The following is a 17942-nucleotide window of genomic DNA, read 5'->3' as shown; positions in this document are numbered from 1 at the left end:
CATTATCGACTTCCCAATTGTTCCCGTTTCGTAAGCTTTCGGCTTGTTATATGCAGCCATTCCGAAACTTTTAACGTACATGTAAAGCGGTCTAATTTAACGCTATATATAGAAGAGATTGGATTCGTCAGTTTACAACGGTTTACATTTTATCAGTCTCCGCCTTCGGATAGACACCCGACTGAAATTTTCGGAAGTGAGTCATTTTTCGCCTATATTATAGAAGAAACTCATTTGACGGCTTTCCGAACAGTTCCGGTTTCACCAGCCTCGACCCTCTGACAGAAACGCCCTCCGAAAACTTCGGGCCTATAAATATCTAGTAAAATTCCGCTTATAGCCAGTCTACAAAACGATCGATTTATAGACAATGAAGAATCGTCTATATTCGTAGTCTATAAACTCGTATATAAAACATAGTTGACGTTTCCATATGTTTTATATACTATTTAATTAATGATATGATAACGAAAAGGGGACGTTAATTATGAAGATAGGATATGCAAGGGTATCAACGAAGGACCAACGATTAGACTTACAAGTGGACGCGTTAAATGAAGCGGGAGTAGAGCGTATATACCATGAGAAGGAATCTGGTGGTAAGTGGGATCGTATCGAACTAGACCGTTGCCTAGATACGCTAAGACCTGGCGACACTCTAGTCGTCTATAAGCTAGACCGCCTAGCACGTAGCGTAAAACAACTGTATGAGATAGCAGATAGATTAGATACAATCGGTGTAGAGTTAGTTAGTATAAAGGAACGAATCGACACGTCTACCGCAATGGGTCGAGCGATGTTCGGTATGATTGGGGTAATGGCCGAGTTAGAGCGTGACATGATAAGAGAGCGTACTACCGCAGGATTAGAGGCAGCACGAGCAAGAGGACGCAAAGGTGGACGTAAGCCAGCGGATCAAGCGAAGATAAACAAAGCGTTAGAGATGTACGATAGTAATCAGTATAGTATCGCAGAGATAACGGAGGAAACAGGCGTAAAGAAAGCAACGATATATAAGTATTTAAATAAACGTAAAGAAGAAGAGTCGGTAAAATAAAACCGACTTATTTTTATACCGGCGGGTAGGCCTACAAAAAATAAAAACACCAAAGCTCGGTATCTTTCTTGCAAATTTTATATCCTCAACTCTAATTAAAAAAGCCCCGGGGATATCTAATTTATACGATGTTCATCATACGATAAAGAGGTCCAAGCGTCGAAAAAAATGTTTAAGTTTCTTATTTGCTTTCTATTATGATTTTAAGATATTATAAAATTATAAAGTAGATTAGGGAGGGTTTAATAAATGGAGGTATATGAAAGAATAAGTTCTTACGGTAGGTATCTAAATAATTTTTCTACAATTCTTTTCAATCTATTTGGAAATGAAGTTACGTGTATTGAAGAAGTTAATGAAGATGTAAATGAGATAAAAGTATTAGTTTTGAAAGAGAATGTTTTAGAAAGGGTAAGTTTCGAACCTTTAGGGAGAACTGAAAACATGTCATACCCTTTAAATGTTTTATGTGAAACATATTATTTAACTGATATAGTAAAGATTAGAAAGAAGTTCTCTTATTGTCCAATTGATTCAGAAAAAGAGCCAGATTCTTTAGAAATGAAGATTTACTTTAAAAACGGCGATCAGATTAAGGTGGTAGCTAATAGTAAAAATCAACATGGTGATGGATACGGTTTTAGTTTTAATGCTGATCATTATAGTGATTTAAAAAGTTTTATTGGATTGCTTGAAGAAAAAAATAGATTGTAGTCTGCAAGATTAGAGAAAGAAGACCGCTTGCAATAGGCGGTCTTTTTGCGTTTATTTTACTTGTTTATCTATTACGGCTTTATACTTATTGAACTCCTCGTCTTTCATATCGCCATTCATTTGTAACAGGAAGTTACCTTTTGCGTATGTATGCGAAAATAGCATAGGAGCTGAGTTTCCTAATTCATCGTAATACTTCTTCGCTTTCTCTAAATCTTCTTTTTTAGTAATCTCGAATAATCTACCGCCTTTATCTCCTCCAAGTGCCGGTACTACAATACGTTTCCCTTCTTTACGCATATTACCGAACTCTTTTTGTGGTAGATCAGTAGGATTTTCGGCTTCTAGCCCAGTATTTTTAAACTCAGTAATGATAGAATTTACCGTTACCTTCGTTTCTTTCTTTTCTTTTTTTGCTTCTTGCTTCGGCTCAGCGGATGATTTTTCGCCACCACTACTACACGCAGTTAAAGAAGCTAATGATAAACATAATGCTCCAACGACTAATATCTTTTTCAAAGTGAACCCTCCCTAAAGTATCTTACGAGTTTAATTATAACAACTTTTGGATAAATTTTCCTACCTGTATTTAACGCTTCAAAGAGGTTCATTGTATGCCGCATGTTTCTTCGCGGGACCAAATTAATACCTATTTAGAAAATCTGTTGTCAAAATGATACCTAAAAGGTGCGACGTCTCAACATTTCTACATAAAAAACATACTAAGATTAGTAGTGCAGACCAAGGCATTGGTTCGCACTACTATTTTTTATATAGTAGAAGTGAAGAGAAGGTCGTGGGTGTCTTGGGATCCTGAATCCGTATACAAAACTGATCTTCTTCACTTACCTTATTTGAATCAGTTTTTAGTATGTTGGTCTTCGAGATCGTGTATAAGAAATGAGAATCGATAAGTGTAAGTTGAAGACTTCAATTCCACCTAAGGAGGAACTTTATGAAACACGTAATTGCGTTTGACATCAGTATGGGTAAAAGTTATATGGTAATTTATAATGCACAGAAACAATGTGTATTTGAAAGTGAAATCAAGCATTCTAAACCTGAATTCAAAAAGCTACAAGAAAAGATTCATGAGCTTACAGATAAGACCGGTGAATTGCCTAAAATCGTATTCGAAGCAACAGGTATCTATTCCAGGCAGCTAGAACGATTTATGCAAGATAATCAGTATACATATTGTTTATTAAACCCATTAGAAGCCAAGCTACAATGTGATTCCTTACGGATTCATAAGACCGATCGGAGCGACGCACACCGATTAGCTCTCACTCATTTTACAGCTACCCGAAGGGTATTTACCGGAACTGATAATTTATTCTACCAGCTAAAATCTCTTTCTAGATTATATAGTGAACTGGATAGTGAATTATCGATAATTCGTGGTCGTATGCATAAAGTAATTCAATTAACATTTCCTGAGTTGGAAAGAATGTTTACCAGTAAATCTGATTTGTTTTTAAATTTTGTTCAACTATTTCCCCACCCAGATTGTATTTTAGGTCTTTCAAAAACCATTATAAAAAATCGTATTCGTGCCAACACCAATAAAAAAATATCAAATATTACAGCGGAGAAAAAAGCGATTCAAATACTTGAAATAGCGAAAACTTCCTATCCTGCTGTTTCTCAGAACGATGTTCTATGTGATCAACTCAAATTATACGCAAGACGCTATCAAGAGCTTCTTCACCAAAAAGAATGCTGTATTAACAAGATGGTATATATAGCCGAGCAACGTGCAGAATACAATATCATTCTCAGTCTTCCTGGGATTGGACCGAATACTGCAGTACGCTTGATGGCTGAAATAGGAGATATTACTCGCTTTAACAATAACAAGCAACTCAATGCATTTGCTGGTATTGATATACGCCGTTTTCAATCAGGTAAAACCTTTTTTAAAGATAAAATCAATAAACGTGGAAATAAACATTTGCGGAAGCTCCTTTTCCTCATCATCCAGAACATGATTAAACAACGACGTTACGGACAAAATCACATTGTTGAGTATTACGATAAATTAAAAACGCAACCCTATAACAAATGTCATAAAGTTGCGTCCATTGCATGTGTAAACAAGTTCTTGAAGCTCCTCTTTCACCTTATTACACATGATATACACTATGATTATCGGTTAACGCCCTAATATCATAGTTTCATTCATCATATCATATCTCACCCCTAGTAAAAAAACGAGTATATATTAGGGATCTTTGGTATGCATGATAACAAGTATTTGTTCCTTCTGATATTTACTCCAGTAAAAACCTAAAAATACAGGTTGACTAATCGTAAGAAAGACACCCATAATAGGCGTCCTTATTGATTATATACCTAGTAATTGTTTTTTCTTTGCTGAAAACTCTTCCTCTGTAAGTATCCCTTGATCTTTTAACGAGGCAAGTTTTGCGATTTGGTCAGCGACGTCATGATTGTCTGCGCTCGCAGCAACTTGTGCTCCTGTTTCTTTCTTTTGAATACTTTCTTTCACTATTTCAATAAATTTGGCAATATCGCCGCCGTTAATCCATTTCATTTTAACTTTATTTCCAGACGCAAAGAAATTGATGGAGTGTCCCATAAATCCTTTGCTTACCTCGATTGAACTTATGTTTGTATATGGAAATACTTCCATATCATAACCGAACATTTTCTTTGCATAGAACACTACACGCTTTTCAGTTGCTATGAAAATACCATTTCGAACTGAATCACTTTTCATCACTTTTGTTTCATAAGCACCTAAAATAACTGCTAATATTTGCTCAGTTGGCTCTAAGTGCTCTTTAGCAGCTGATAATAATTTGTCAATCTTCGCCATAATAATAGTCCGCACCCTTCAATATAAAATATGTATACGATTTTAGTATATCAAAAATAAATGAGCTAATCTTACATATTTTTTAATTATTTTCCATTTTAAAGTAAATAAAAAGAACGTCTTATTTGACGCTCTCCTCATCTTTTACAATCTCAAATAATTCTCTAATATCATCTATTTTGAAATGATCAGCTACTTTAGCGAGTGTCTCAATATTTACTCTCTTAATTTCTCCCTTACACAGTTCATTTACTGTTGAAGGACTTACCCCTAATATATCTGCAAGTTTGTTTTGGCTTGTTTTCTTTTCTGTTAATACCTCTTGTAACTTTATTTTGATTTTCCTCATTAATAAAAAGCCCCCTATTGTTTGTTACTATTAATTATAAAAGTATTCGGTTAAACTGTAAAATAAATATTGACATTCGGTTAAACCGAATATAAAATGTAATTAAATCATTCGGGTAAACCGAATAAAACGAGGGGGAATGTAAAATGGACGTATCAAACATGAAACAAGTATCAGTAAAGGTAACTATCGAAAATTACGACGGCAGTACCGCTATATTCACCGAAAAGGGGCTGAAAATCAGTGATACATTAATTCTTAGTGTTTATGAAGCTGGCGTATCTATCAACAAGTTTCACTACGATCAAACAGGCGACATAGTTCTAGATGAAGAGATACTCGATTTGCAAGGTGCAGTCGATGACTACGGACTTAACTTAGAAGAGATTAGTAACATGAACGCTATCGAATTCTTGTTGAAAATTGCAATATTAACAAAGGATTTGCATTAATGGAGGCGTGGAAAATGTTTAAAAAAGTGAGTGATTATTTTGGGATAGAGACTCAGTCAGACGGATTATGGTTCTATGGAGTCTTTGGTGTAGGCGGTACGTTATTTTTAATCGACATGGCAATTGCGTATATTTTATAAAAATCGAACAGGTGTAGCGTGAGGTTCATACGTCGGTTGGCAGGATGTTATGAGCAAGCGCTCTTAAATGATGACACGAGATGGTATGGAGTTGTTTGTAGCTGGCACCTCTTACGATTGTGTACCATTTCGGCACAAGCTCATCGGCCTACTTATTTATTAAAGGGGAAAAAGAGAGTGGAATTAAAAGCAGGCGATGTATTTTGTATGGAAAGACAATTTCCAATTGATGATCATTATGAAACTTGCATGTTAGAAGACATGATGTTAAATGAGGAACTATTTTTAACGGCAGATGAGTACCATATAGGCGTATATGACTTTCAAACATTTTTGGATACGAAGGATTTGAGTGATAACTTTCTCGGAATCCATATTTATAGTAAAAGACCGCTATCTATTAAGGACATTAGTCAGTTTAAAAACAAAAGCGTCATCGATTTAATCTTATATTGCGTAAGTTAAAAATAGTTAACGAGAAAGAACATCGAACGGCAAACGGTGTTCTTTTTTTTGCGTTTATTTAATTGGAAAGTGTGCGAAAAGAACACGTTACGCGACTTAGTAAGCATAATCGGAAATTTTATCACGTTTATGTGCGCAGTGAGGGACCCACTCGCGTCATACAAAGTGTAAGGGGTAAACGTCACAAAAAAATTTACGGAAAAGCGGGGATTTTTTTACTTTTGAAAGGAGCGGCTAAATTGGATAGAAACGCATCTAAACAAATAAGGGAAGAAATTCAAGAAGAAACAGGGCGTGAAAAGATGGAACATCAACTAAAGGAAGCGATCGTCAAGTATACAGAGGGAGAGCAAACAATTGATGAAGTGATGTATTCGCTACTACATCAATCAAGTCAAATAGGAGCAAGGTTACGGCAGAAATCAAAGAAATTCATATTCGGAAATTTTGATATAAAGGTTCGATATGTAAAATTTATTGACTGAAGAACTTTGGAAATTCGTCGTAGAAAGTCCAAGGCGCTTCGAGGAAATAATGAGCTATCGGGTTAGTAATAAGGAGATTATGGAGGATGCCTTTAGCGATTTGAAGTCAGTTATAGAATTTGTGCCAAAAGGTATCCACCATAATTAGGAGGTGTAGCTGTTAACAGATTCCGCAGTAATAGCAACAGCTTGCAGCACTTCCTCCGTTTCTTCTACATCGACGATAACATTCCCAACCGTCATTCATTCCACCACCATAGGTATGAAACGGATATAGGTTTGAACTGTAAGGTGTTGCTTGACTTAAGCCATAAGGTACTATAGGTGTTTGGTAAGCGGTGGGTATTAAGTAGGGATAGGTAGGAGCTGAAGTGGGTGGGTAACATGATATAAGGCAATAATCATAATCATGACCCTTTGATTGACAAGACTCCATGCAAGTTGGACGACGGAACATGTATATCACTCCTTGGTTTAAATTAATTATTTTATAGTCTATTGAATTCCGCGCCAATTAGATGATTGTCTTTTCGTAAATAGGTAGTTGTCTAAGTCGATGGGAATATTAGTTAAGAGAGAGTTTATGCACGCATCTTGTACTATGCCTTGAAACGAAAGGTAATATGTAGTGTTTATTTTGTAACAAAAAACATGTATATACACATTTCAAGTTGAAAAGTCGGTGCCTAGGGCGATTCGACATGCCCGATTATTTTAATCGGAGGTAAATGTGTATGTATGAAATTATTACCGCAGAAGAAAAAGGAATTGTTGTACGAAATGAGGAAAGAGATGCAAAGTTTTTAAAGCAACAGGAAGCGAATCAGCTATTTTTAACGTTTTTCGGAGATCAAATTATAAACGTTTTACAGGCGTATTTTGACGACGATTTCCAGTATCGAGCCAATGAGTTACAAGAGGGCGTAAAAAATCTACGTCGTTTTCATCGTAAGGAATGGCTATATCTAATTGAATTAGCATCTTCGAATATTCCCGATTCGGTATTACAGGAAACATACGGAGCGGTAGAAATACGACATATTGCTTCGAATATTAAACCGAACAAGATTAAAGAATGTATCATTTGTGGGAAGGTTTTTTACGATGCTATGCCTGGGGGTAAGAAAACATATTGCTCAAGAATGTCTATCGTTAAGAAAGGTAGAGTAACAAGTTGTGAAAGGGAAGTAAGTAATAGACGTGCAAGAGCATGTTACAACCGTGAGCGATTCGGGGTCTCTACCCACGATTATCACAAAATAATAAGTATCTATAAGTACGAAAAACTATTCGAACCAACCTTAGAAACACTGGAAGCACTCATTCATAATAAATCGGAATTTAGTAACGATCCACAAGATATTGTTTGTGGTACGAAAAGAACGCATGTAATTTATCGTAAGCGTAGTAAGGGGAATTATCCGCTTCAGTTTATGAATGGAAAAGAAGGAAAACATAAACGCAAATTACTATTAGAGTTATCACGAGAGATTCGAAAGGAAGAGATGAGAGATTCCGGAGGTACTTCTATATTTAGAGTTAATTTAATCGAAGGTAAGAAAGAAGAAAACTTGAATTTTACGTTTAAAGGAAAGATGTTGCCGATTAAAGCAGAAAAGAATTTACCACCAAAAAGAAATTTGTAAAAAAATAAAAAATTTTTGCGTAACCCCCTCTGTATTCGTTAGAAAACGGACTAATAGTGAAGGGGCAGTGGGCTTGAGTATCTAGCGCTAATACTTAAGCAGTATTTCAACGACGGTTATTCGTTTAACTGTCGTTTTTTTATTACACTAACTTATCGCTAAATAATAAGACCTGGCAATCGACTTTTCCGCTTCGCTCCAAAGTCGTTGCATCTATCATTATTATCGCTGATATATACATTATCGGTAAATTAATTATGAGGGTGGCGACGAGTGAAGCGTAGCGAAACGAAGTCGCAAGGGTTTAATTATTAAGTATTGTTTTTCTCTTTATCTTCTAATTTAATACGTATGTTTAATTTTCAAGTCTATCGTTTTGATAGTCTCTTTTTTATTTTTAGGTGAAGTTATCATATTTATTAATAGGTTTTGTTAAAAGGGGTGATTAGAAAATTGAAGATCGATGGAAAAATGATTCGCTTATTACGTTTATCAGAAGAACTGACCCAGGAGCAACTAGCAGAACGACTAGGTATAGGTGCGGTTACTACTATTTCAAATGCTGAGACAGGATATCGAAAAGTGAGCGATTCGTTGAAAGTAAAGCTAATTAAGGCGTTCAATTTAACGGAAGAAAAAATCGAGGAACTGAAATTGATGGAGAAGGTGATTTACACGTGATTGGTAAAATTTCAAATACCGTAATTGTAGATTTTGCAGCTTTACGTATTCAAAACGGAGCATACATCGCAGGCGCAGCGATAGACTTTTTAAACTTCGATGATGAAGCAAAACGTATTTACATTCCGTACAAGGTAGCGAGTCTTTACATCAATGATACGGAAGTGAATTCAATGAGGAAGTGTATCAAGTGGTTATTAAAACGATTGTCAAAAGAAGTTCCGGAAGGCGTTACACAAATTATATTTCGTTCTGACTTACCTCATCTTATTCGCAATAGATATTACCGAAAAGAAATCGAGAGTTTAACTGGCGCTGAGGTTTTTATTAAACATGTCCCTATGTTGGGTAACAAACGAAACGAGATTCGGTTATTAGCAAACGATGCATTAATCCGTAAAAACAGTGTGATAGGAGAGATTAAATGAAAGAGGTAATGGCAAATGTAAATGTAAAAACGCATCCGGTAATAGGGCTCACGGTGTCTTGGCAAATTATCGATATAGATAGTGGAGAAGTAATCAGGGATTATGCTTTTGCCCGATATAATTTCGAGATTATCTCAACAATGAATGAGGTGATTCAAGAAATCATTGGTGTGTGTAATGAATATGAGCTACGACTGATAGACATTCAAATGAAACGGAGGGAATTATATGAAACGTGAAATCTATCGTGAAAAATCTAACATAATAATAGGGAACCAATTTCAGGAGGAAACAGAAACTATAATTTACAATAGTGATGGTAGTTTTGAAATTTTACCTTCTGAAGAAACTATTCTGATTAAGGAAGAGGAAGGATGTAATGTGTTGCACAAAACATAAAAGGTTAGGAATAAATAATGATATTTAGTTTCGAGTCTTATTAACTTAAAGGAAACATTGGTAAAGCCAATATAAAAGAAGTCACTTTGCTGTGGTTTCTTTTTTTATCCAAAATTAAGGAGTGGATTATATGAACACAATAGAGAATTTGAAAGAAATGGAAAGACTAGCAAGGACTTTAATGAAAACAGTTGAGTCACCGGAAACACGATACCGCTTAGGACTTTTATTACAATTGTTTGGAAAAGAGGCTGAACGATTTGGAGAATTAAATCAATTGTTAAGCAGTGAACTAGCTGAATTAGAAGTGTTACGGAAATTTATCGAATCTCAGGGACTATCAGAGAACTTTGAAGCGTTCCGGAAGGTTGGACGTAGATAAAAATGGCCACGAACAGAATTGAGGTACAACTTTTAGCAGATATATCTAACCTCCAGCGTGGAATGCAACAAGCTACACAAGCGGTACGCGACTTTCATCAAACTGTACGTCAACCGATAAACATACCGGCACCAACTATGCCGACAATACCACCGATACCTAGACCTGCACCTCCGCCACCGCCTGATATGTCGGGGTGGCAACGGACGTTTCAAAATGTAAGTAACGGAGTACAGAATATGGGGCACAGAGTTCAATCAGTCGGTCAAAGCATGACGACGGCTTTTGCACCAGCCGCCACTGCATCAGGATTTTTCCTAGGTCGTATGGTGAAAGATGCTATGAATTTTGAATCTGAGACTCGTAGAGCTGCGATGTTAACGGGTGGTAGTTATAACAAAGTTAAGAAAGATATTTTAGAGATGGCGACCACTTCGGTGTACTCAACTGGGCAAGTAGCCCAAGCATATGCCGAATTAGGAGCGAAAGGGTTTGACGCAGCAAAAGCAACAGCAGCATTACCAGGAGTACTTGTTGCAGCTGCTGCATCGGGTGAAGACCTCGGACTTGTAGCAGATACAGTTACGAGTGCGCTTAACGCATTCGGGTTAGAAGCAGATAGGAGTGGACATGTAGCTGACGTTTTAGCTCAAGCGGCCAATCAGTCGGCAGCGGGCGTATTAGATATGCAATACGCATTTAAGTACGCAGCAGGTCCGGCAGCACAGTTGGGGATTGGAATGGAAGAACTTGCAGCATCTGTTGGTATTATGTCTGATAATGGTATTCGTGGAGAGACGGCCGGTACAGCGCTTCGGGCATCATTGCTCCGTTTAGTTAAGCCACCAAAAGCCGCTGCAAACGAGTTGAAGCGACTAGGGGTAACCGTTACAGATCAGCAAGGAAACATGCGTCCCCTAAGTCAAATTATAGGTGATTTACAAAAAGGCATGGAAGGTATGACAAAAGCCCAAAAAGGAGCGGCGTTAGCTACCATCTTCGGGACTGAAGCTGTTTCCGGTATGATGGCACTAGTTTCTGCAGGTCCTGACGCTATCAATAAGATGACAGACGCCTTAGTAAAAAGTGATGGGGCGGCAGCCGCTGCAGCTAAAAAAATGAACGAAGGTTGGGCGGGCGCAATAAAAGAAATGCTGTCAGTAGTCGATACTGCATCAAAAGCTTTTGTAGACGCATTGGGACCCGCAATTATTTTTGTCGCAAACACGGTAAGAGACTTAGCGAATTGGTTTACAAACCTCTCTAAACCGATGAAAACAGTCGTTGCAACAACAGCGGTAGCAATGACCGCGTTTTTAGCAATAGCTACTGTTGTTGGGATAATGATAAATGCTATAGGAGCCACCTTACTAGTATTTGGAAAGTTATTTCTAGTGATAGGTAAGTTAGGTTCACTTATCAGCGTATTAGTTGAAGGAATAACTATCTTAGGGACTATAATCGGTGCGCTTTTAGGGCCAGTTGGTATTGTAATCGCAGCTCTTTCTCTACTAGGAACAGCACTTGTCCAACTATACAAACACAACGAAGCGTTCCGTAACGCAGTAAATAGCGCTTGGGAATCGATTAAAACTACAACTATATCAGCCGTAGAATCTATGAAAGCGGCATTTGACTCATTTGGTGCGTATCTTGCAACAATCCCCGCTAAATTTACAGCGATGGGCGTTGCGATAGGTGCCTTTTTTAGTTCTGTAACCGCTACGTTAAGCGGTATCGGTCAGAGTATAAGTGGGGCTTTCGGTTCAGCTATTGAAGGATTAATCGCTAAGTTTTCAGGTATAGGAGCAGCGATTTCACCAGTTGTAGATTTTATAAAAGCATCGTTCTCATCAATCGGTAACACAATCGCTACATTAACACCGCTAATCGTACGTTTGGGATTATCGTTTTTAGGTGTATCTGGTCCTATCGGTTGGGTTATCGCTATTGTCGCTTCATTAGGCGCTACGATTTTTAAACTTGTGAATACGAATGATCAGGCAAAAGCAGCGTTAATGTCAGCGTGGGAATCGATTCAAAGTGTGTTTAGCACGGTCGCTTCCGTCATCATGCCGATAATTACTTCGCTAGCGAAAGGTTTTATTGATGCATTTGCGCCGTTAGCACCGGAGTTTCAAAAGACCGGTCAAGTCATCATGGAAAGTTTCGCATCGCTACAGCCAGCATTTGCAGAGTTAGGCGCAGCGTTTGGTGAATTAGGAACGACTATTATGAGTCTTTTTGGAGACGTCGTAAAACAAGTTGTACCAATTGCGACGGATTTATTTAAGTTATTCGGTGAAAATCTTCAACTAATGATGCCTATGGTTACGGATTTAATGAAGCTATTCGCTGATACAACGATTGAAATTATGCCTGCAATTACGCAAGTAGTTCAGGAGTTATCTCAGATGTTTGCAGAATTGGCAGCTGAAGTAATGCCGATGCTTTCGCAGGTGGCACAAGAAGTGTTCCCGACAATATTAAACGTTATTCAAACATCGGTTGGTGTATGGGTAATGCTTATAAAGACTTTCGGTGAAATTCTTGTAATTGTGGCGCAAGAGATGATACCGGTCATACTTACGGTTGTTCAAGAGGTATTTCCTATCATTCAATCGATTATTGAGACGGCTATTCCTATAATCATAGAAATTATTAAGTTGTTCGGGGAAATTATAACGATAGTTGCTACGACTGTAGTTCCGCTTATTTTACAAGCGGTGCAAGAAGTCTTTCCGGTAATTCAAGCAATTATTCAGGCTGTAATTCCTATCATTTCAGCATTGTTACAAGGTGCAGCCGAGATTATTAAAGGTGTATTAATTCCAGCAATCCAATTCATTTTACAAATTGTGCAGACCGTATTCCCAGCGGTAATGGGTGTTATTAAATCTGTTATCGGTATCATCACGAATATTATCAAACTATTTACGTCCATTTTGAAAGGCGATTGGAGTGGTGCGTGGGACGCGGTTAAGGGAATTACGTCAAATGTAATGTCGTTGATTAAAAGCATTATTGATGGGGCGATTTCTTTAATAGGTGTAATCGTACGTAACGGATTGAATTTAGTTCAATCAATTTTCTCTAGCGTATTAAATGCAGTATGGAATGTAGTCAAATCTATATTCGATGGAATACGTAATGTGATTTCATCAGTAATTTCAGCGGTTGGAAATATCATTTCTGCGGGTTGGAATGCAGCTAGTTCCGCGACTTCCAGTATCTTAGATGCGATGTCTAATACAATCTCGAACATATGGGATAACATAATCTCGTTCTTAAAAGGGATTAACCTAATGGATATCGGTAAGAACATCATGGAAGGTATGCTAAATGGTATAACTTCGATGGCATCTCGTATTTGGGACAAGGTAACCGAGATAGGTAACGGTATTAAGGACAAGCTTACCGGAATATTTTCGATTCACTCTCCTTCACGTTGGATGCGCGACATGATCGGCGTAAACATGATGCAGGGTTGGATTAACGGTGTTGACGGAATGAAAAGTTCGGTGCAACGTACGACGCAACAGATGGCTGACTGGATGAAGCCGGAAATGTTAGCGGTGGATACTGGCGCAACAATACCGAGAGGAGTAAGCGGGTTAGGTGCGTATCAATCAGCTAAACCAATGCCAAGCATGTATAAGCCGAGTCAATACGATAATCAAACGTCTAGAGATAAGCAGCCAGCGTATATTAACGTCCAACTCGGTAAGCAAGAATTTGCGAGATTCGTTGACGATATTACTGGCGAACAAGAAGCAGTTAAAAGACGTAGAGAGGTATTTAAAGGAGGGCGGTAGATTGCTAGTTTTTAATGGAATTAATTTAGAAGAATACTTTAAGTAATTATTAAGGCGTGTCTTTCCATTACGGAAGGGCACGTCGTTTTTTATTTGGGTACAAATGAAAGGAAGCGATATTATGAGAGCAGAAACTAAAGTCAAACGATTAGTAAGGGAAACGTGCGCTTGTTACACTCCGAAAGAAGGTAATTGTGTTTACCAGGCGAAATGCCCGTTCCTACAATCGATGTATTATCGCGATAAAGAAGTAAAATTCGAAAGCAAACGCTGTGAATACTTTGAAACGTACGTATTACCGGCTGATAAAGAATTATACGCATTGTACTTTAACGAAGGTCGGAGCGGTAAGGTATGCGAGGTGTGTAACGATTATTTTATCGCTAAAGGCAATCGAGCTAAATACTGTGACGGATGTCGTGACGGGGTGCGTAAGAGACAAGCGAGAGAGCGTATGCGTAAGTATAATCGGAAAATAGGATAGATATTGACACAATAGGATGGTAGAAATATGTTATAAGTCTAAATTTTACTGATAATACTCTCGTTAAAACGAACGGTACATATTAGGTCGATTAATTATGTTATGATACGGTTAATCGTAATCTATTACGTAAAATTCTCAAATCTTATGTTGGAAGTGTAAGAGATAGAGACAGTAGGCTAACTTCGTTGATCAAAATAAAAAGCGCAGGAATCCCTACGCTAGTTAAAGGAAGATATAAACTCTTGTCTTGTAACAATTTATTATATAAATTTTACTGTGCTAGCGGTCACACTAGCGGTCACACTTTGTGTAAAAATCCTTATCAAGCGCCCTCCACAAAGCCTTTTGTATAGCGGTTTCCGTGTACGATGCATACACTGGCCAAACACGCGATGTAAAAACACTATCCGGCGGAGAGAAATTTAATGCATCACTTTGCTTAGCTCTTGGAATGGCAGACGTCATTCAAGCGTATGAAGGTGGTATTTCCATCGAAACGATGTTCATCGATGAAGGGTTCGGTTCATTAGATGAAGAATCATTAACGAAAGCAGTAGATGCTTTAATTGACTTACAAAAATCAGGCCGATTTATCGGTGTCATTTCACACGTTCAAGAGCTGAAAAACGCAATGCCAGCTGTATTAGAAGTAACGAAGCAGAAGGATGGGTGTAGTCAGACGCGGTTTGTGGTGAAGTAAGCTTAAAAAATGGAGTAGGGAATCTACCGATACTTTTAGTGTCATATGTATGAATAATAAAACGTCGTCTCTTCATATTGGAGGCGACGTTTTATTTTATAAAATATCTATGAATTATCTGTAGAAGGCGGCGTATTCTCCAAACGATTATAAGCTTTAAAAGCTGAAATTGCTGAAATAACCCCGCCTACTAAAAATAAAGTCGATCCTCCAACTAAGATGATACGACTGACATATGTTTCCCGTGCTTCTTCGACTTCTTCTTGTAACGCTGTAGGCATATGAATCCTCCCTTTATAAAAGTTGTTTTATAAATAGTATATACAAACGCCTAAAATGTGTTAAAATAACTGATGATTTTATGCAGTGGGTAATTAGATGAGTAGGATGCGAGTGGCTAAGTAAATCTTCATCACAAATTTATGTGAACTTCACATAGAGCACATATTAACATTGTATTATGTATATGTACCAAATAAATAAATAAATAAAGTGAATGTAAGTTCTGTTTTCAAAAATTTAAAATCCTTTTATTTCTATATGAAAGTTTTAATCAAGGGTTTTAAAAAATTTGGAAATAGATCTTATGAATATGGAATTCATATAAAAGGGGAATGTCTTATGACAACATATACGAGTGAAATGAGAAAAACTTTAGTTTCAGAAGAAGATGTAGATATTTTAAAAATTATGGCGCATCCAATCAGACTGCAAATTGTAAATGAATTAAGTACGAGAAAAACTTGTAATGTAACACAATTAACAGAGTTACTGAATATTCCGCAATCTACTGTTTCACAACATTTATCAAAAATGAAGGGTAAAGTGTTACGAGCAGAGAGAAGAGGTTTAGAAATTTATTATCATATTAACAATTTAAAAGCGAGTAAGATTGTTAATGTTTTAGGGTATATAAACTAGTGAAATATTTTTATATAAAATAGCCCCTGCTGTTGAGCAGGGGCTATTTTGTGTTGTTTTATGTATTTGTATTTAAAACTTTATAGTTTTTATGATTTACAATTGTTCGATCAAATTCAAAAGTACCACCGCTTACATTTGTAATTTCAACTAAGACCGATTCAGTATAAAGTTTTAATACAGATCCTGTAATCTTTAAATTATTTCGTTGAAAAAGTATAGTATCCCCTACGTTTGCTTTCATAGTACCTCCTCATTAAAGACAGAAATATTTTTTTATTATATATATTAAACCACGGATAGATATATTAGTGAATATTTAGTTTTATTTATTGGAAAAAAATTTGTGATTTTATAAAAAATAAGGTGAATCGAAGTATAAAAAATTTTTCTATTGTATTTAATCAGTAGTTTTTTGTATTTCATCCTTCGTTTTTTGTAACTGATTCCATGTTTTTGACGCTCTATCTTGTAAGTGCTTACATAAGCGAAAACATCTTATACAATGAAGGTGTCAAATCAAAAGAGGTGACCAAAATGAACATAAAAAAAGTAAATTTAGCGAATAGCATTGAAATAGAAAGAGGAGGCGGAAAGGTATGAAAAAATCAACTGTTAATCCATGGCTTGTTGTCCTTGGCACAGTTATAGTACAAATGGGGCTTGGGACGATATATACATGGAGTTTATTCAATCAGCCTTTAGTTAGTAAATACGGTTGGAGTCTTAACGCTGTTGCGATAACTTTCTCAATTACTAGTCTTTCTTTAGCATTTTCAACTTTATTTGCGAGTAAATTGCAAGAAAAATGGGGACTTCGTAAACTTATTATGATAGCTGGATTAGCATTAGGACTAGGGTTAATACTTAGCTCACAAGCGTCCTCATTAATATTACTTTATGTACTAGCAGGAGTTGTTGTAGGTTATGCAGATGGTACAGCATATATCACTTCACTATCAAATTTAATAAAGTGGTTTCCAGAGCGTAAAGGTTTAATTGCTGGTATTTCTGTCTCTGCATATGGTTCAGGTAGCTTAATCTTTAAATACGTTAACGCAAAGTTGATTGAATCAGTTGGTGTATCGCAAGCATTTATATACTGGGGTTTAATTGTTACAACTATGATTGTAATTGGTGCTTGTTTAATCCATCAAGCTGCAGATCAAGGAGCAGTTCATGAAACAAAAACTAAGGAATACACAACGAAAGAAATGTTAGGCACAAAACAAGTATACTTATTATTTATCATGTTATTTACATCATGTATGAGTGGCTTATACTTAATTGGTATGGTAAAAGACATTGGTGTTCAACTTGTAGGGCTTAGCGCAGCAACAGCAGCTAATGCGGTGGCTATGGTTGCAATCTTCAATACATTAGGTCGTATCATTTTAGGACCGTTATCGGATAAAATTGGACGTTTAAAAATCGTTACTGGTACTTTTGTTGTTATGGCGAGTTCAGTCTTAGTTCTAAGTTTTGTAGATTTAAATTATGGTATTTACTTCGTATGTGTAGCAAGTGTAGCGTTTTGCTTTGGTGGAAATATCACTATTTTCCCAGCTATTGTTGGTGATTTCTTCGGTATGAAAAACCATAGTAAGAACTACGGAATTGTGTATCAAGGATTTGGGTTTGGGGCGCTTGCAGGTTCCTTTATCGGTGCACTTCTAGGTGGATTCAAACCAACGTTCATGGTGATCGGTGTATTATGTGTCGTGTCATTCATTATCGCAATTTTAATTCAAGCACCTAAACAGAAAAAAGAACAAGAAGAAGAGTATCGCAGCGTAGCATAAGTATACAAATCTTCTATAACACTATGATTACGAAAAAGCATCCTATTCTATTAATTAGGATGCTTTTTTTATGAGTTATTTTAACAAGGTTAAATTACTTTTGGGATTTTTATAGATGTAAAAGTGAGTGGAATACCCATTTGGAATATATTAGAATATAATGAATTGATACATCGT

The 17942-nt window shown here is 36.7% G+C and carries 22 protein-coding genes and 1 pseudogene; 18 read left to right on the top strand and 5 right to left on the bottom strand.

Annotation, left to right across the window (positions count from 1 at the left end; translation table 11 throughout):
• The first annotated feature begins 487 nt into the window (after positions 1-487).
• Both ACO6VI_RS25170 and ACO6VI_RS25165 read left to right on the top strand, forming a co-directional pair.
• Complete coding sequence (locus tag ACO6VI_RS25170; RefSeq protein WP_422424358.1) at positions 488-1057, top strand: recombinase family protein; 570 nt, start codon at positions 488-490, stop codon at positions 1055-1057.
• Positions 1058-1306: 249 nt separating this feature from the next.
• The gene (locus tag ACO6VI_RS25165; RefSeq protein WP_422424356.1) at positions 1307-1771 is read left to right on the top strand and encodes a hypothetical protein; all 465 of its coding nucleotides are present in this window, start codon (positions 1307-1309) and stop codon (positions 1769-1771) included.
• A gap of 51 nt (positions 1772-1822) precedes the next feature.
• Here the strand turns inward: ACO6VI_RS25165 and ACO6VI_RS25160 are convergent, their stop codons facing one another.
• Entirely contained in the window at positions 1823-2290 is a 468-nt protein-coding gene (locus ACO6VI_RS25160; protein ID WP_422424355.1) for a stress protein, read from the bottom strand.
• A gap of 436 nt (positions 2291-2726) precedes the next feature.
• Between ACO6VI_RS25160 and ACO6VI_RS25155 the strand changes: the two genes are divergently transcribed.
• The gene (locus tag ACO6VI_RS25155) at positions 2727-3938 is read left to right on the top strand and encodes an IS110 family transposase (RefSeq protein WP_422424354.1); all 1212 of its coding nucleotides are present in this window, start codon (positions 2727-2729) and stop codon (positions 3936-3938) included.
• A gap of 180 nt (positions 3939-4118) precedes the next feature.
• Here the strand turns inward: ACO6VI_RS25155 and ACO6VI_RS25150 are convergent, their stop codons facing one another.
• Together ACO6VI_RS25150 and ACO6VI_RS25145 are read right to left on the bottom strand one after the other, a co-directional pair.
• Positions 4119-4613: a PH domain-containing protein gene (locus tag ACO6VI_RS25150; protein WP_422424352.1), complete on the bottom strand. Its 495-nt coding sequence runs from the start codon at positions 4611-4613 to the stop codon at positions 4119-4121.
• 121 nt (positions 4614-4734) lie between these two features.
• Positions 4735-4962 (bottom strand): helix-turn-helix domain-containing protein, encoded by a 228-nt coding sequence (locus ACO6VI_RS25145; RefSeq protein WP_422424351.1) that lies wholly within the window; start codon positions 4960-4962, stop codon positions 4735-4737.
• Positions 4963-5108: 146 nt separating this feature from the next.
• Between ACO6VI_RS25145 and ACO6VI_RS25140 the strand changes: the two genes are divergently transcribed.
• The 13 genes and pseudogenes from ACO6VI_RS25140 to ACO6VI_RS25080 all read left to right on the top strand — a co-directional run.
• Complete coding sequence (locus ACO6VI_RS25140) at positions 5109-5414, top strand: hypothetical protein (protein ID WP_422424349.1); 306 nt, start codon at positions 5109-5111, stop codon at positions 5412-5414.
• 14 nt (positions 5415-5428) lie between these two features.
• Entirely contained in the window at positions 5429-5554 is a 126-nt protein-coding gene (locus tag ACO6VI_RS25135; protein ID WP_422424347.1) for a DUF3961 domain-containing protein, read from the top strand.
• Between the two features lie 177 nt (positions 5555-5731).
• A complete protein-coding gene (locus ACO6VI_RS25130) occupies positions 5732-6019 on the top strand; it encodes a hypothetical protein (protein ID WP_422424346.1) in 288 nt (95 codons plus the stop codon).
• 239 nt (positions 6020-6258) lie between these two features.
• Positions 6259-6504, top strand: a complete 246-nt coding sequence (locus tag ACO6VI_RS25125; protein WP_422424344.1) for a hypothetical protein — start codon at positions 6259-6261, stop codon at positions 6502-6504.
• A 734-nt stretch (positions 6505-7238) separates the two neighbouring features.
• Positions 7239-8150, top strand: a complete 912-nt coding sequence (locus ACO6VI_RS25120) for a hypothetical protein (protein WP_089148484.1) — start codon at positions 7239-7241, stop codon at positions 8148-8150.
• Positions 8151-8603: 453 nt separating this feature from the next.
• Entirely contained in the window at positions 8604-8831 is a 228-nt protein-coding gene (locus tag ACO6VI_RS25115; RefSeq protein ID WP_089148485.1) for a helix-turn-helix transcriptional regulator, read from the top strand.
• Positions 8828-9259, top strand: coding sequence for a hypothetical protein (locus ACO6VI_RS25110; protein ID WP_422424343.1), 432 nt, complete (start codon positions 8828-8830; stop codon positions 9257-9259). The genes ACO6VI_RS25115 and ACO6VI_RS25110 overlap by 4 nt, the downstream gene beginning before the upstream one ends.
• Positions 9256-9498, top strand: coding sequence for a hypothetical protein (locus ACO6VI_RS25105; protein WP_086423390.1), 243 nt, complete (start codon positions 9256-9258; stop codon positions 9496-9498). Before ACO6VI_RS25110 ends, ACO6VI_RS25105 begins: the two co-directional genes overlap by 4 nt.
• Positions 9488-9658: a hypothetical protein gene (locus tag ACO6VI_RS25100; RefSeq protein ID WP_179874587.1), complete on the top strand. Its 171-nt coding sequence runs from the start codon at positions 9488-9490 to the stop codon at positions 9656-9658. Before ACO6VI_RS25105 ends, ACO6VI_RS25100 begins: the two co-directional genes overlap by 11 nt.
• A 130-nt stretch (positions 9659-9788) precedes the next feature.
• Entirely contained in the window at positions 9789-10040 is a 252-nt protein-coding gene (locus ACO6VI_RS25095) for a hypothetical protein (protein WP_098234923.1), read from the top strand.
• A gap of 2 nt (positions 10041-10042) precedes the next feature.
• Positions 10043-13855, top strand: a complete 3813-nt coding sequence (locus ACO6VI_RS25090) for a phage tail tape measure protein (RefSeq protein WP_422424340.1) — start codon at positions 10043-10045, stop codon at positions 13853-13855.
• A 121-nt stretch (positions 13856-13976) separates the two neighbouring features.
• Positions 13977-14339 carry a cysteine-rich VLP protein gene (locus ACO6VI_RS25085; RefSeq protein ID WP_205730624.1) on the top strand — a complete coding sequence of 121 codons (363 nt, stop codon included), beginning with the start codon at positions 13977-13979 and terminating at the stop codon, positions 14337-14339.
• Between the two features lie 352 nt (positions 14340-14691).
• A pseudogene (locus ACO6VI_RS25080) lies at positions 14692-15042 on the top strand (SbcC/MukB-like Walker B domain-containing protein); the annotation flags it as partial.
• Between the two features lie 107 nt (positions 15043-15149).
• On the opposite strand, the gene ACO6VI_RS25075 reads toward ACO6VI_RS25080, so the two are convergent.
• Positions 15150-15323 (bottom strand): hypothetical protein, encoded by a 174-nt coding sequence (locus ACO6VI_RS25075; protein WP_001141668.1) that lies wholly within the window; start codon positions 15321-15323, stop codon positions 15150-15152.
• Positions 15324-15663: 340 nt separating this feature from the next.
• Here ACO6VI_RS25075 and ACO6VI_RS25070 point away from each other — a divergent pair, with 340 nt between their 5' ends.
• Positions 15664-15963 carry an ArsR/SmtB family transcription factor gene (locus tag ACO6VI_RS25070; RefSeq protein WP_000214801.1) on the top strand — a complete coding sequence of 100 codons (300 nt, stop codon included), beginning with the start codon at positions 15664-15666 and terminating at the stop codon, positions 15961-15963.
• 58 nt (positions 15964-16021) lie between these two features.
• On the opposite strand, the gene ACO6VI_RS25065 is transcribed toward ACO6VI_RS25070, so the two are convergent.
• Positions 16022-16207 (bottom strand): YkvS family protein, encoded by a 186-nt coding sequence (locus tag ACO6VI_RS25065; protein ID WP_000646793.1) that lies wholly within the window; start codon positions 16205-16207, stop codon positions 16022-16024.
• 355 nt (positions 16208-16562) lie between these two features.
• Here ACO6VI_RS25065 and ACO6VI_RS25060 point away from each other — a divergent pair, with 355 nt between their 5' ends.
• Positions 16563-17765: an L-lactate MFS transporter gene (locus ACO6VI_RS25060; protein WP_161520151.1), complete on the top strand. Its 1203-nt coding sequence runs from the start codon at positions 16563-16565 to the stop codon at positions 17763-17765.
• Positions 17766-17942: the final 177 nt, after the last annotated feature.

The sequence above is a fragment of the Bacillus sp. PSXD-155 genome (assembly GCF_049310765.1).
Lineage (GTDB): Bacteria > Bacillota > Bacilli > Bacillales > Bacillaceae_G > Bacillus_A > Bacillus_A cereus.
The sequence above is the reverse complement of the archived record's forward strand: the minus strand, read 5'-3'. Positions and strand labels throughout refer to the sequence as shown.

What these genes read in the sequence shown, in the direction of transcription:
- ACO6VI_RS25170 (WP_422424358.1), top strand. Translation starts at nt 488, where the DNA reads ATGAAGATAGGATATGCAAGGGTATCAACGAAGGACCAACGATTAGAC.
- ACO6VI_RS25165 (WP_422424356.1), top strand. Translation starts at nt 1,307, where the DNA reads ATGGAGGTATATGAAAGAATAAGTTCTTACGGTAGGTATCTAAATAAT.
- ACO6VI_RS25155 (WP_422424354.1), top strand. Translation starts at nt 2,727, where the DNA reads ATGAAACACGTAATTGCGTTTGACATCAGTATGGGTAAAAGTTATATG.
- ACO6VI_RS25150 (WP_422424352.1), bottom strand. Translation starts at nt 4,613, where the DNA reads ATGGCGAAGATTGACAAATTATTATCAGCTGCTAAAGAGCACTTAGAG.
- ACO6VI_RS25145 (WP_422424351.1), bottom strand. Translation starts at nt 4,962, where the DNA reads ATGAGGAAAATCAAAATAAAGTTACAAGAGGTATTAACAGAAAAGAAA.
- ACO6VI_RS25140 (WP_422424349.1), top strand. Translation starts at nt 5,109, where the DNA reads ATGGACGTATCAAACATGAAACAAGTATCAGTAAAGGTAACTATCGAA.
- ACO6VI_RS25135 (WP_422424347.1), top strand. Translation starts at nt 5,429, where the DNA reads ATGTTTAAAAAAGTGAGTGATTATTTTGGGATAGAGACTCAGTCAGAC.
- ACO6VI_RS25120 (WP_089148484.1), top strand. Translation starts at nt 7,239, where the DNA reads ATGTATGAAATTATTACCGCAGAAGAAAAAGGAATTGTTGTACGAAAT.
- ACO6VI_RS25105 (WP_086423390.1), top strand. Translation starts at nt 9,256, where the DNA reads ATGAAAGAGGTAATGGCAAATGTAAATGTAAAAACGCATCCGGTAATA.
- ACO6VI_RS25100 (WP_179874587.1), top strand. Translation starts at nt 9,488, where the DNA reads ATGAAACGTGAAATCTATCGTGAAAAATCTAACATAATAATAGGGAAC.
- ACO6VI_RS25095 (WP_098234923.1), top strand. Translation starts at nt 9,789, where the DNA reads ATGAACACAATAGAGAATTTGAAAGAAATGGAAAGACTAGCAAGGACT.
- ACO6VI_RS25090 (WP_422424340.1), top strand. Translation starts at nt 10,043, where the DNA reads ATGGCCACGAACAGAATTGAGGTACAACTTTTAGCAGATATATCTAAC.
- ACO6VI_RS25085 (WP_205730624.1), top strand. Translation starts at nt 13,977, where the DNA reads ATGAGAGCAGAAACTAAAGTCAAACGATTAGTAAGGGAAACGTGCGCT.
- ACO6VI_RS25075 (WP_001141668.1), bottom strand. Translation starts at nt 15,323, where the DNA reads ATGCCTACAGCGTTACAAGAAGAAGTCGAAGAAGCACGGGAAACATAT.
- ACO6VI_RS25070 (WP_000214801.1), top strand. Translation starts at nt 15,664, where the DNA reads ATGACAACATATACGAGTGAAATGAGAAAAACTTTAGTTTCAGAAGAA.
- ACO6VI_RS25065 (WP_000646793.1), bottom strand. Translation starts at nt 16,207, where the DNA reads ATGAAAGCAAACGTAGGGGATACTATACTTTTTCAACGAAATAATTTA.
- ACO6VI_RS25060 (WP_161520151.1), top strand. Translation starts at nt 16,563, where the DNA reads ATGAAAAAATCAACTGTTAATCCATGGCTTGTTGTCCTTGGCACAGTT.